This window comes from Verrucosispora sp. TAA-831 (assembly GCF_050780145.1).
In the GTDB taxonomy this organism is placed as follows: Bacteria; Actinomycetota; Actinomycetes; order Mycobacteriales; family Micromonosporaceae; genus Micromonospora.
In genome coordinates this window covers 3,056,685-3,068,848 of record NZ_CP192240.1, presented here as the reverse complement: position 1 = coordinate 3,068,848, position 12,164 = coordinate 3,056,685, and the positions used below count along the sequence as shown (strand labels likewise).

Here is a 12,164-nt window from a genome sequence, read left to right as displayed (position 1 = left end):
TCGGTGTGTCGACCACCCCACTGTACTGACCGTCGGTAAGTGGTTTCGCGCAGGTCTCCGTCCGACGGTCAGGACGGGCTAGGCTCTACGCCATGAGCTGGGAGGAAGTCGACGACACGCGCAGCCGGATCCTGCGTACGGCCCTGCACATGTTCATCGAGCAGGGCTACCAACGCACCTCGCTACGCCAGATCGCCGAACGCCTGCGACTGACCAAGGCGGCGATCCTCTATCACTTCCCCAGCAAGGCACACCTGCTCGGTGATCTCGCCGGGCCGTTCGTACGGGACCTGGAGTCCCTGCTCGACCGGGCCGAGGCGCTACCGGCGCAGCAGGCCCGATGGACGCTGCTGGAGGGCTGGGTGGACGTCATGCTGGCCCACCGGCACTCGCTGGGCATGCTCTACCACGACCTGGCGCTGGTCGGCCAGGGCACCGACTACCAGAGCCTGATGCAGATCGCCATGCGGGCCAACGAGATCGTGGCCGGGCCCAACCCCGGCGTGCGGGAACGCGTCCGGGCGGTACAGGCGCTCGCGATGTGCGGCGACCCGGTGCTCTTCCTCGCCGAGGTGCCGGCAGAGGCACTGCGCGAGGACATGCTCGACGGCGTCCGCCGCCTGCTGGCAGACCCCCCGCCAGCCGCGTCGCAGACCGCGCCGACGGCCACCCCGCCGACCGTCACCGACCCCGCCGAGGCCACCCCCACCGCCGGAGCCACCCCCACCGCCGGAGCCGCCACCAGCACTCCGGACACCAACGCCCCGGCAACCGTCGACCCGCGCTCACGCGCTGGCCGACGACGCCCGGGGCGTCCGCGTTCGATGAGCCCGGACCAGGTGTCGGCAGCCCGCCGGATGCACCTGGCGGGCACCCACTCGGCCGACGAGATCGCCGCCGAGTTCGGGGTGTCCCGAGCCACCGTCTACCGCCATCTCGAATCCAACAACGATACTGAGACAGTTTCGAGCTAATTTCAAGACATCCCCCACCCCCACCCCACCCCGCTGTCCGCCCACCCCACCCGCACCCCAACCGCCGCGATGATCAAGGAGTTTGGGCACGGTTCACGTGCCCAGGACGACCAAAACTTCTTGATCAACCACGACGGGAGGGGGGTGGGCGGGGTGGGGCGGGGCGGCGGGGGTGGGGTGGGTGGGTCAGCGGAGTAGGTTGAGGTTGGTGTAGGTGCGGGTGTGGGCTGGGAAGTCCTCGTTGGTGTACGGCGCGTGGATCCAGGTACGCAGCGAGTTCGCCGCGGTGTCGATCTCCACCAGCCGTACCGGGTTGGTCCGGGGCGAGTGGAACGTCTGCAGGAACGAGTGGATCCGGTTGCCGTGCAGCCCGGTGTCCACCCGGGACGCGGCGGTGCCGGTGTGCCCGGAGAAGACCAACCGGATGTTGGCGTACCGCCGGATCAGGTTGTCGAAGACGTACTGCGGGCTCGTCGACCCGAAGGCGGCACTCTGGCCGATGGTGGCGTCGCTCTCCAGGAAGTGGTGGGTCACGACGATCACGTTGTGCCGGGGGTGTGCCTCGACGACCTGCTGCGCCCAGGCGACTGCCGCCCGTCGGGGCCACAGTTCCAGCGTCAGCACCAGCCACTGCACCCCACCGGCGTGGTAGGTGGCGAAGACGTTGTCCACTTTGCCGGGCTCGAACCGCCCCCCGGCCACCCCGAAGCGGTCGACGGTGAAGTACTGGTTGAAGGTCGTGGTGTCGCGCAGCAACGGCCCGGCCGGGCTGCGCAGCACGCCGTCGGGACCGAAGACCTGGGTGTCGTGGTTGCCGACCGCCAGGGTGTACGGCAGACCGGCCGCCTCCAGCGGGCGCAGGGCGGCGCTGGCGCGGGCGTACTGCACGTGGTCGGGGGTGTCGTAGTTGACCACGTCACCGGAGTGGGTGACGAAGCGCAGGTCCAGGGCGGTGCGCTGGGCCACCAGCCAGTCGATGCGCTGCCGCATCCGGGTGTCGCCCGCGGTCAGCACCTCCTCCTGAGTGTCCGGCACCACCGCGAAGCCGAACGTGGTGTCGACCGGCCCGGCCTCCTGCGTCCGGGCGTACGCCACGTGCACGTTGCGGTCGCAGGTGGTGGTGTAGCGGTCGTTGACCAGCTCGATGCGGACGGAGTGCCGCCCGTACGCCAGCGGTGCGCCGACGAGGTAGCTGCCGTACTCGGTGGCGCTGGTGACGGTCACCTCGCCGACCGGCTGGCCGCCCACGCTGACCCGGACGACCGGCCAGCCGTCGCACTCGTCCCCGATCGCACCGATCACGAGTTGGCCGGAGCCCTGGAGCACGGTGGTGGCGTGACTGCTGTTGCGCCACAGCGTGGCGTGCGTGCCGGACGGGGGCACGGGCGTGCCGGTCGCCGGGTTGATCGACCCGTTGACCACCGTGAACGGTGACGGTTCCGCCGCGTTCGCCGTGCCCGCGAGCACGCCGGCCGACAACACGACCACGATCGCCACGATGGCCCGCGTGATCCGCATTTTTGCCCCTCCCTGTCCCACACCGGCACCTGCCGGACATCGGGATGCTAAGGCAGACTGAGCGGACATCCCGGTATCGCGACAGCAACACGCAGTGATGTCGCGTCCACGAAACGTCACCGAAACGCGGTCCGCCGCCGCCGTCCGGTCAGTCCACGTCGACCCAGTCCAGGGTGCGGCGTACCGCCTTCTGCCAACCGGCGTAGCCGGTCGCGCGCTGCTGCGGTGACCAGGTCGGGTCCCAGCGGCGGCTCTCGTTCCAGTTCGCCCGCAGTTCGTCGGTGTCCCGCCAGAAGCCGACCGCCAATCCGGCGGCGTACGCGGCACCGAGGGCGGTGGTCTCGGCGACCACCGGCCGACTCACCGGCACCCCGAGGATGTCCGCCTGCAACTGCATGCACAGGTCGTTGACGGTGACCCCGCCGTCGACCTTGAGGCATTCCAGGGCCACGCCCGAGTCCGTGGCCATCGCCTCGGCCACGTCGCGGCTCTGGTAGCAGATGGCCTCCAGGGTGGCCCGTGCGATGTGGGCGTCGGTGTTGTAGCGGGACAGGCCGACGATGGCACCGCGCGCGTCGGACCGCCAGTACGGGGCGAACAGGCCGGAGAAGGCGGGTACGAAGTACACCCCGCCGGCGTCGGAGACCTGGCGGGCCAGGTCCTCGCTCTGCGCCGCGCTGTTGATGATCTTGAGCTGGTCACGCAGCCACTGCACGGCCGATCCGGTGACCGCGATCGACCCCTCCAGCGCATAGACCGGGTCCGCTCCGGCGAACTGGTAACACACGGTGGTGAGCAGGCCCGCCTCCGACCGGACCAGCTCCGTGCCGGTGTTGAGCAGCATGAAGTTGCCCGTGCCGTAGGTGTTCTTCGCCTCGCCGGGCGCGAAGCAGACCTGCCCGACGGTGGCCGCCTGCTGGTCGCCCAGGTCGCCGGTGATCCGGACCGGCCCGCCGAAGGGACCGTCGGGCCGGGTGCTGCCGTAGGCGTCCGGGTCGGACGAGGGACGGATGGCCGGCAGCATGGCCCGGGGGATGCCGAAGAACGACAGCAGCTCGTCGTCCCAGTCCAGCGTCTCCAGGTTCATCAGCATGGTCCGGCTGGCGTTGGTGACGTCGGTGACGTGCACCCCGCCGTCCGGGCCGCCGGTCAGGTGCCAGAGCAGCCAGGTGTCGGTGGTGCCGAACACCGCCTCGCCGCGTTCGGCGGCGGCCCGCACCCCGTCGACGTTCTCCAGGATCCACTGGATCTTACCGGCGGAGAAGTAGGTCGCCGGGGGCAGGCCCGCCCGGCGGCGGATCACGTCGCCCCGGCCGTCGCGGTCCAGCGCGGCGGCGATCCGGTCGGTGCGGGTGTCCTGCCAGACGATGGCGTTGTAGTACGGCTGACCGGTGCGCGGGTTCCACACCACCGTCGTCTCCCGCTGGTTGGTGACGCCCAGCGCCGCGAGGTCGGCGGCGGCGATGCCGTGCGTGTTCAGGGCGGTACGCACGACGGTACGGGTCCGCTCCCAGATCTCCAGCGGATTGTGCTCCACCCACCCGGCGCGCGGCAGGATCTGCTGGTGTTCGAGCTGGTGACGGCCGATCTCGGTACCGCCGTGGTCGAAGATCATGAAGCGGGTGCTGGTGGTGCCCTGGTCCACGGCACCGACGAAGTCAGCCATGCGGGGGTCTCCTGCTCGTCGTGGTCGTCGGGCCGATCCTTCCCGATGCCGACCCCGCTGTCCGCAGCAGCACGACGCCGACCCGCACGGCCGGTGCCTCCGCCGAGCTGCCGACCGGCGGTCGCGGTACGGTCTGGTTCCGTCCCGTCGCCCACCGCGCCACCACCACCGGCGGCGCCGACCGGGACAGGGAGCACGCCGATGCGGTACGACCTTCGCGACCGGACGATCCTGATCACCGGCGCGGCCCGGGGCATCGGCGCCGAGCTGGCCCGGGGCGCCGCTGCCCGGGGCGCCCGCGTCGCGCTGGTCGGCCTGGAGCCGGCGCTGCTGCGGCAGCTCGCCGCCGAGCTGGACGGCCACTGGTACGAGGCGGACGTGACCGACCAGTCCGCGCTGGACGACGCGGTCACCTCCACCGTCGAGCGGTACGGCGGTATCGACGTGGTGGTGGCCAACGCCGGCATCGCGAACCTGGGTACGGTCGCGCTGGGGCCGGTCGACGCGCTCGCGCGCACCATCGAGGTCAACCTCACCGGCGTGGTGCGAACCGTCAGCGCGGCCCTGCCGCAGGTGCTCGCCGCCCGGGGGCACGTGCTGATCGTCTCCTCGGCGGCGGCCTTCGGCGCGATGCCCGGGATGGCCGCGTACTGCGCGTCGAAGGCGGGCGCGGAGCAGTTCGGCAACGTGCTGCGCCTGGAGAACCGGCGGCACGGCCTGACCGTGGGCACCGCTCATCCGATCTGGATCGACACCGACCTGGTCCGGGACCTGCGTGACGACCTGGCCTCGTTCCGGCAGGCCCAGCGCCGGCTGCCGTGGCCGCTGAACACCGTGGTCGGCGTCGAACGGTGCGCCGAGGAGCTGCTGCGCGGCATCGAGCGTCGCCGCCGCAAGATCTACATTCCGCGCTCGATCGGCCTGGTCCAGGCGTTGCGGCCGATCGCGCAGAGCCGCTTGGCCGACGCGGTGATCAGCCGCTTCGGGGGTACGACCATGGTCGCGCAGATGGAGGACGAGGTGCGTCTGCTCGGGCGCTCCTTCGGGCGTACCTCGGTGGGGGGTGGCGGCTCGTGACGCTGCGTTTCCGGCGGGCCGGGGCCGGGGATCCGCTGCTGCTGGTGCACGGCATCGGGCACCGGCACCAGGCGTGGGACCCGGTGTTCGACCGGCTCGCCGCGCATCACGACGTGATCGCCATCGACCTGCCCGGCTTCGGCGAATCCCCGGTGCCGCCGACCGGAATGCCCACCGACATGGCGGCCATCGTCGCGACGATCCGGCCGGTACTCGCCGAATGGGGGTGGGACCGGCCGCACGTCGCCGGGTACAGCCTGGGCGGGGCGATCGGCCTGGAGTTGGCCGCCTCCGGGCTGGCCGCCTCGGTCACCGCGCTCTCCCCCGCCGGGTTCTTCACCGACGCCGAGCGTCGCCGCGCACTGCGGGCCCTGAGCTGGATGCGGGCCACCAGTTACCTGCCCACCCCACTGATCCGGGCCGCGCTGCGCTCGCCGGGGCTGCGCGCGTGGTGCTTCGGCCCGCTGGTGGCCCGTCCGGCGGCGCTGGACGCCGAGCGGGCCCTGGCCGACGCCCTCGCCCTGCGCCGGTGTGCCGGTTTCGGCACCGTCGCCCGGGCCGCCCGGGGCTACCGGGTCGACTGTGCCGCGCTGGGCGGGTGCGCGACACCGGTCACCATCGGCTGGGGTGACCGAGATCGCATCTTCGGTGTCCACCAGGCCGAGCGGGCCCGCGCCGACCTGCCGGGCGCCCGTGTGCAGACCCTGTCCGGCTGTGGGCACGTGCCGATGAGCGACGATCCCGAGGCGGTCGCCACGCTGATCCTGGAGACCACCGGCGCGCTGCCCCGCCCCGCCGACCGCGCGGACGCGGCGGGCTGAGCCGAGGTCGGTGCTGACGGAACTCGTTGCCCTCCGGGTCGGTCAGCACGGTCCAGCGCGGCAGCGTACGCCGCACGGTCGCCCCGGCGGCCACCACCGAGGCGATCTCCCCGTCCTCGGCGGTCAGGTCCAGTCGGATCCGGCCGACCGGCGGCAGGTCCCCGGCGGGGGCGATCCCGATGTTCGGCCCGGTCCCGGTCGCATCGCTCAGCAGCACCGACTCGGTGGGGCCGAGAGTGCGTGCGGCGAGCTGCGGCATTCGATCATGCCAATCGGGGCCCGAGCAGCGCCCCCACCGCGATGCTTGCTGTCCGGCAAGGGTCGCAGATGCCGAGGGACGACGTAATCTGCCTGCATGAGCAACCTCGCCCAACCGGACGCCGGCGGCACCGGCGGCCCGATGTCGGGGGTCGGCGAGGAGATCTGCCTACTGTCCGAGTCTTTCACCGCACAGACGGTGACGCCGTTGCGGCACCTGCTCGCCGCGCGGATCGCCGCCGCGGGCCTCACCGGCGACCTGGCCGAGGATCTCGTCCTGGCCGTGCACGAGCTGGTCACCAATGCCGTGCTGCACGGCGGGGGGCAGGGACGTCTCGACCTGATCCAGCGTGCCCACCTGCTGGTCTGCGAGGTCTCCGACCACGGTGACCAGCCCGACGCCGACCTAACGGTGCACCTGCCGCCGAGCACCACCGCCGGTGGGCGCGGCCTCTGGCTGGCCCACCAGCTCACCGGTGCGCTGACCCTCACCCGCCGACCCGACGGCATGACCGCCACCGTCACCGCCAGCCTGATCGACCAGCCGACCGTACTGCCGGGGCTACCCCCGAGCGGTCCGCCCGCCGGCCCACGTGGCGGCGACGAGGGGCTGCCGCGCCGATAGGCGCTCGACGCGGCAGCCGGCACCCGAGTCAGCCGTTGTGCTTCTGCTGACAGGGCACGCAGAACCGGGCGTGCGGCAGGATCTCCAGGCGCTCCCGAGGGATCGTGGTGCCGCACTTCTCGCAGCTCCCGTAGCTGCCGCTGGCGAGACGGCGCAGCGCCCCGGTGATCTGCTCCAGGCTCTGTCGGGTGGCGGCGATCAGCGCGCCGTTGGTGAGCGCCTCCGCCGGGTCGCCGGTGTCGGCCGTCAGCTCGGTCAGCCGGGCCGTCTGCGCCTCGAACTCGTGCGTCAACGTCGCCTGGAGTTCGGTGCGCCACTGCTGGTCGTACGTGTCGGTGCTCATGCCGTCACTCCGCTCCGCTGCGTGCCGCCATGAGACCTCACCGCACTGCACCGGATGATTCGCTCGCTCTGCTGGCTCATGCCGCTGTTCCCTCCTCGGAAAATAGAAAAGGGCCGAAGCTGTCCGCTTCGCCCCTGGCCGTCGTGTGTGTGCGACGGGATGCCGGGGGGCTCCGACCGGCGGGACGCGGCTGACCGTGACCGGCCCGCGCGGACACCCACGCCGGCCGGGTCGCGGCGCACCGCCCCAGCGCAGCCGCCAGCGGCACCGCCGTGGCGACGGCGGCGCGGAACAGCGGAGCGGCGGGATGCATCGGACCACCATAGGCGCGGCAGCACAGGAAACCAATGGCAAATCCGGACGGTCCCGGTAGCAGACCCACCCGTATACGTACTTAAGCCGCTAAGGTGACAGATACCGCAGCTTGACCGGCACATCCGCCGCGCCGTGTGGGGCGGTCGCGGTCCGCTGCCGCCGGTCCGCAGGAGGTGGTGGGGATGTCCGAGGCGGTGCGCCACTTCTTCGACGGTCTGGCCCGCGACGGCGGCCGGATGCTGCGCCAGGTCTCCGGCACGGTCCGCTTCGACCTGCGCTACCCCGACCATGTCGAGCACTGGCTGGTCCGCATCGACCACGGGCGGGTGACGGTCGTCCGGGGCGACGCGGCCCCCGCGGACACGGTGATCGGTGCCGACGAGGCGCTGTTCCTGCGGATGGCACACGGCGAGGTCAAGCCACTGCCCGCCTGGCTGCGCAACGACTTCACCGCGGACGGCGAGTTCCGTTTCGTGATCATGTTGGAGCGGATCTTCGCCCCGCCACCGGGCGCCCGCCACCCTCGTGAGGTGGCCGGTGGCGGCAGCCCGGCCCGGGAGCGGAACTGACGTGCAGAAGCTGGTCCGCATCCTCGACGGCAACGTCTTCGCGCTCAGCGAGGACAACGGCGACATGGCGTTCAGCCTCAGCAACCCCAGCGGCTTCTTCGCCTTCGACACCCGGTTCCTGTCCACCTGGCAGCTCAGCCTCGACGGGGAGCAGTTGCACCCGTTGGCCGTGCACGACCCCAACTACTACGAGATCAGGTTCTTCCTGGTGCCCGGCCATCCGACCCACTACGTGGACGCCAAGGTGTCGGTCATCCGGGACCGGTGGATCTCGGGCTGCGGGTTCGTCGAGCAGTTGACCGTGCTCAACCACACCGGCGAGGCGGTCGACCACGTCCTGCGCGTCGAGGTGGACAGCGACTTCGCCCCGATCTACAACGTGGTGTGGCCGCGCGCCTCGACGGTGCGCGGCTACCGCGAGGTGTCCGACGACCGCCTGCGGCTGGGCTACCGGCGGGAGAATTTCCATCGGCTCACCGACGTCTCCTCCAGCGAACCCGCCGAGGTCGACGAGCGCGGGCTGACGTTCCGGATCCAGGTCGCCCGGCAGGGCAAGTGGAGCACACGACTCCAGGTGACCGGCCTGGTCCCCAGTCCGAACGGCGAGGACATCCGGACCCGGCTCGGCCACCACGGGCACCTCAAGGGGGCGCGACTGCGTCACGACCTCAGCGAGTGGCTGGCCGACGCGCCCCAGCTCACCTGCGACTGGGAACCGATGACCACCACCTACCGGCGCGGGCTGGTGGACCTGGCGGGTCTGCGCTACACGCCGCTGGCCGCACCGAACGAGTCCATGCCGGCCGCCGGACTGCCCTGGTCGGCGACGCTCATCGGGCGCGACAGCATCTTCACCTGCTTCCAGACGCTGCCGTTCGTGCCCCGCCTGGCCACCACCACGCTGCGTCTGTTCGCGCTCAACCAGGGCACGGTGCTCGACGACTTCCGGGACGAGGAGCCGGGCAAGATCCTCAACGAGTTCCGGTACGGCGAGATGGCGGCCTTCGAGGAACGCCCGCAGTCGCCCTACTTCGGTGGAGCCGACGTCACGCCGCTGTTCGTCGTCCTGCTCGACGAATACGAACGCTGGACCGGGGACGGTGCGCTGGTCCGGGAGTTGGAGGACGCCGCACGGGCCGCGTTGCGGTGGATCGACGAGTACGGCGACGTACGCGGCGACGGGTACATCTGGTACCAGCCGCGCAACGAACACAGCGGGGCGAAGAACCACTGCTGGAAGGACTCCCCGGAGGCGATCTGCTATCGCGACGGCCGGCTGCCGGGACTGCCCCGTGCCACCTGCGAGTTGCAGGGCTACGCGTACGACGCGAAACGGCGCGGCGCCCGGCTGGCCCGCGAGTTCTGGGGCGACCCGGCGTACGCCGACCGCCTGGACCAGCAGGCGGCGCAGCTCAAGCAGCGGTTCAACCGGGACTTCTGGATCGACGACGGCGGGTACTTCGCGTTGGCGCTGGGCCCCGACGGCGACCGGGTGGACGCGCTGGCGTCGAACATGGGGCACCTGCTGTGGAGCGGCATCGCCGACGATGACAAGGCCGCCTCGGTCGCCGACCACCTGCTCGGTCCCCGGCTGTTCTCCGGCTGGGGCGTCCGGACGCTCGCCACCGGACAGGTCAGCTACAACCCACTCGGCTACCACGTCGGCACGGTCTGGCCGTTCGACAATTCGTTGATCGCGATGGGGCTGCGCCGGTACGGCTTCCTCGCCGAGGCGGGCGTCATCGCGGAGAGCATCATCGACGCGGCGCAGCACTTCGCCGGGCGGGTGCCGGAGTCGTTCGCCGGCTACGACCGGGAGCTGACCCGCTTCCCGGTGCCGTACCCGGCGGCGAACAGCCCGCAGGCCTCCGCCACCGGCGCGATCTTCCTGCTGCTGCGGACCCTGCTCGGCCTGGAGCCGTACGGCGAGCACCTGGTGGTGCATCCGGCGATACCGCAGCGGTTCGGCCGGATCGAACTGCTCGACATCCCGGGCCGCTGGGGACACAAGGACGCGATCGGCAACGCCCGGGCGGACACCGCCTGACCGCACACCGCGCCACCGCCGGGCTGACCGTCGGCGCCGCGTCCCGATCGTCGGGGTAACGTGCAGCGACATGACCGGCCTGCCGTACTCGCACTGCTCGTCCTGCGGTGCCGCCTACCCGGCGGACGCCGGGTGGCCCCGGATCTGCGCGGCCTGCGGCCAGACGGTCTGGCGCAACCCGCTGCCGGTGGCCGTGGCGCTGCTGCCGGTCCGCACCGTCACCGGTCTCGGCGTGGTCGTCGTCCGGCGGGACATCGAACCGGCACGCGGGCTGCTCGCGCTGCCGGGCGGCTTCGTCGAGTACGGCGAGGAGTGGCGCGACGCGCTGGTCCGCGAGTTGTGGGAGGAGACGGGGCTGGTCGCCGACTCCGCCACCGCGGAGCTGCTCGCGGTGCACGGTGCACCGGCCGGCGGCACCATGATGATCTTCGGAGAGTTGCCGGTACGCGCCGCCGAGGACCTGCCGCCGTCGGCCCCGACAGCGGAGGCCACCGAGTGGCTGGTGCTGACCGAGCCCACTGAACTGGCGTTCTCCACCCACACCCGGATGCTGGCCGACTTCTTCGCCCGCCGGTCCGGCTGACCGGCGGGTACGCGTGCCGGATCATCCGCCCGGCACCGGCTGACGACGTTCGGGTCAGCCCCGACCCGACGGCACCGGCGGGGTGGCGAACGGGATGCCGGCGGGCTGCGACACCACCGGTGCGCCCGCCGGGTGGTGCCACAGCCCGCGCGCCCGCAGGATCGGCAGCACCCCCTCACCGAACCAGTACGCCTCCTCCACGTGCGGATGCCCGGAGAGCACGAACTCGTCCAGGCCGAGCGCGTGGTACTCGGCGATCCGGTCGGCGACCTCGGTGTGGCTGCCCACCAGGGCGGTGCCCGCGCCACCACGGACCAGACCGACCCCGGCCCACAGGTTGGGGCTGATCTCCAGGCCGTCCCGGGACCCACCGTGCAGGTCGAGCATCCGTCGCTGCCCCTCGGACTCGCTGCGGCGCAGCCCCTCCTGCGCGGCGGCGATGTCGGCGTCGGCGATACCGTCGAGCAGTCGTCGGGCCTGCGCCCACGCCTCGTCGGCGGTGTCGCGCGAGATGACGTGCAGCCGGATGCCGAACCGCACGGTCCGGCCGGCCTCGGCGGCCAGTTTGCGGATCCAGTCGAGCTTGGCGGCGACCTGCGTCGGCGGCTCGCCCCAGGTCAGGTAGACGTCGCTGTGCCGGGCGGCGACCGGACCGGCCGCCGCCGACGAGCCGCCGAAGTAGACCGGCGGGGCCGGGTCGGGCAGCCGGGCCAGGCGGGCCTGCTCGACGCGGACGTGGGTGCCGCTGTGGTCGACCGTCTCACCGCGCCACAGCGCCCGCACCACGTGCAGGAACTCGTCGGTACGCGCATACCGGGCGTCCTTGTCCAGGAAGTCCCCGTACGCCCGCTGTTCGTGTGCCTCGCCGCCGGTGACCACGTTGACCAGCAGCCGTCCCTCGGAGAGCCGCTGGAAGGTGGCGCCCATCTGCGCGGCGAGGGTCGGCGAGAGCAGACCGGGTCGGAAGGCGACCAGGAACTTCAGCCGCTCGGTGACCTCGGTGAGCATGGCGGTGGTCAGCCAGGCGTCCTCGCACCAGGCCCCGGTCGGGGTGAGCGCGCCGACGAAGCCGAGCTGCTCCGCCGTGCGGGCGATCTGGCCGAGGTAGCCGATGGTGGGCGGGCGGGCGCCGCCGGCCCTTCCCGCCGACATGCCGTGCCCGCCGCCGACGATGTCCCGGCTGTCGCCGTACGTGGGCAGGAACCAGTGGAACGTCAACGACATGACTCGATCCTCCGGGCGCGCAGGGGTGGGTCCGGCCGACCACTCCTGAGAGATGGGACGACCACGCGGACAGACTATCGATAAAACCTATCGGCTTAGTAGGCTGCTGTCGTCCCGGACTTCTGTCGATGTCCGACGATCCCC

At 71.8% G+C, this 12,164-nt stretch carries 11 protein-coding genes and 1 pseudogene; 7 read left to right on the top strand and 5 right to left on the bottom strand.

The features are described 5' to 3' along the window. The first annotated feature begins 92 nt into the window (after positions 1-92). Positions 93-974 carry a TetR family transcriptional regulator gene (locus tag ACQVFL_RS13845; RefSeq protein ID WP_431729542.1) on the top strand — a complete coding sequence of 294 codons (882 nt, stop codon included), beginning with the start codon at positions 93-95 and terminating at the stop codon, positions 972-974. A 186-nt stretch (positions 975-1,160) separates the two neighbouring features. Here the strand turns inward: ACQVFL_RS13845 and ACQVFL_RS13840 are convergent, their stop codons facing one another. Continuing rightward, positions 1,161-2,492 (bottom strand): carbohydrate-binding domain-containing protein, encoded by a 1,332-nt coding sequence (locus ACQVFL_RS13840; protein ID WP_431729541.1) that lies wholly within the window; start codon positions 2,490-2,492, stop codon positions 1,161-1,163. Between the two features lie 148 nt (positions 2,493-2,640). Next, a complete protein-coding gene (glpK, locus tag ACQVFL_RS13835; RefSeq protein ID WP_431729540.1) occupies positions 2,641-4,158 on the bottom strand; it encodes a glycerol kinase GlpK in 1,518 nt (505 codons plus the stop codon). A 201-nt stretch (positions 4,159-4,359) separates the two neighbouring features. Between glpK and ACQVFL_RS13830 the strand changes: the two genes are divergently transcribed. Both ACQVFL_RS13830 and ACQVFL_RS13825 read left to right on the top strand, forming a co-directional pair. Then, positions 4,360-5,235 (top strand): SDR family oxidoreductase, encoded by an 876-nt coding sequence (locus ACQVFL_RS13830; RefSeq protein WP_396693615.1) that lies wholly within the window; start codon positions 4,360-4,362, stop codon positions 5,233-5,235. Further along, positions 5,232-6,056, top strand: a complete 825-nt coding sequence (locus ACQVFL_RS13825; protein WP_431729539.1) for an alpha/beta fold hydrolase — start codon at positions 5,232-5,234, stop codon at positions 6,054-6,056. Before ACQVFL_RS13830 ends, ACQVFL_RS13825 begins: the two co-directional genes overlap by 4 nt. Positions 6,057-6,084: 28 nt before the next feature. Here ACQVFL_RS13825 and ACQVFL_RS13820 read toward each other — a convergent pair. Next, positions 6,085-6,315, bottom strand: a pseudogene (locus tag ACQVFL_RS13820) (VOC family protein); the annotation flags it as partial. Positions 6,316-6,411: 96 nt separating this feature from the next. Here ACQVFL_RS13820 and ACQVFL_RS13815 point away from each other — a divergent pair. Beyond that, positions 6,412-6,939 (top strand): ATP-binding protein, encoded by a 528-nt coding sequence (locus tag ACQVFL_RS13815; protein WP_396693619.1) that lies wholly within the window; start codon positions 6,412-6,414, stop codon positions 6,937-6,939. A gap of 28 nt (positions 6,940-6,967) precedes the next feature. On the opposite strand, the gene ACQVFL_RS13810 is transcribed toward ACQVFL_RS13815, so the two are convergent. Continuing rightward, entirely contained in the window at positions 6,968-7,282 is a 315-nt protein-coding gene (locus ACQVFL_RS13810; protein ID WP_396693621.1) for a TraR/DksA family transcriptional regulator, read from the bottom strand. Between the two features lie 497 nt (positions 7,283-7,779). On the opposite strand from ACQVFL_RS13810, the gene ACQVFL_RS13805 reads away from it, so the two are divergent. The 3 genes from ACQVFL_RS13805 (at position 7,780) to ACQVFL_RS13795 (ending at position 10,796) form a co-directional block, all read left to right on the top strand. Beyond that, entirely contained in the window at positions 7,780-8,166 is a 387-nt protein-coding gene (locus tag ACQVFL_RS13805; RefSeq protein WP_396693623.1) for an SCP2 sterol-binding domain-containing protein, read from the top strand. Between the two features lies 1 nt (position 8,167). After that, entirely contained in the window at positions 8,168-10,213 is a 2,046-nt protein-coding gene (locus ACQVFL_RS13800; protein ID WP_396693625.1) for an amylo-alpha-1,6-glucosidase, read from the top strand. A 70-nt stretch (positions 10,214-10,283) separates the two neighbouring features. Next, entirely contained in the window at positions 10,284-10,796 is a 513-nt protein-coding gene (locus tag ACQVFL_RS13795) for an NUDIX domain-containing protein (protein ID WP_396693627.1), read from the top strand. A gap of 54 nt (positions 10,797-10,850) precedes the next feature. Here ACQVFL_RS13795 and ACQVFL_RS13790 read toward each other — a convergent pair whose 3' ends face one another. Beyond that, positions 10,851-12,020, bottom strand: a complete 1,170-nt coding sequence (locus ACQVFL_RS13790) for an LLM class flavin-dependent oxidoreductase (RefSeq protein ID WP_396693628.1) — start codon at positions 12,018-12,020, stop codon at positions 10,851-10,853. Positions 12,021-12,164: the final 144 nt, after the last annotated feature.

Excerpts from the sequence above, each read along its gene's own strand:
- ACQVFL_RS13845 (WP_431729542.1), top strand. The coding sequence starts at position 93 with ATGAGCTGGGAGGAAGTCGACGACACGCGCAGCCGGATCCTGCGTACG.
- ACQVFL_RS13840 (WP_431729541.1), bottom strand. The coding sequence starts at position 2,492 with ATGCGGATCACGCGGGCCATCGTGGCGATCGTGGTCGTGTTGTCGGCC.
- glpK (WP_431729540.1), bottom strand. The coding sequence starts at position 4,158 with ATGGCTGACTTCGTCGGTGCCGTGGACCAGGGCACCACCAGCACCCGC.
- ACQVFL_RS13830 (WP_396693615.1), top strand. The coding sequence starts at position 4,360 with ATGCGGTACGACCTTCGCGACCGGACGATCCTGATCACCGGCGCGGCC.
- ACQVFL_RS13815 (WP_396693619.1), top strand. The coding sequence starts at position 6,412 with ATGAGCAACCTCGCCCAACCGGACGCCGGCGGCACCGGCGGCCCGATG.
- ACQVFL_RS13810 (WP_396693621.1), bottom strand. The coding sequence starts at position 7,282 with ATGAGCACCGACACGTACGACCAGCAGTGGCGCACCGAACTCCAGGCG.
- ACQVFL_RS13805 (WP_396693623.1), top strand. The coding sequence starts at position 7,780 with ATGTCCGAGGCGGTGCGCCACTTCTTCGACGGTCTGGCCCGCGACGGC.
- ACQVFL_RS13795 (WP_396693627.1), top strand. The coding sequence starts at position 10,284 with ATGACCGGCCTGCCGTACTCGCACTGCTCGTCCTGCGGTGCCGCCTAC.
- ACQVFL_RS13790 (WP_396693628.1), bottom strand. The coding sequence starts at position 12,020 with ATGTCGTTGACGTTCCACTGGTTCCTGCCCACGTACGGCGACAGCCGG.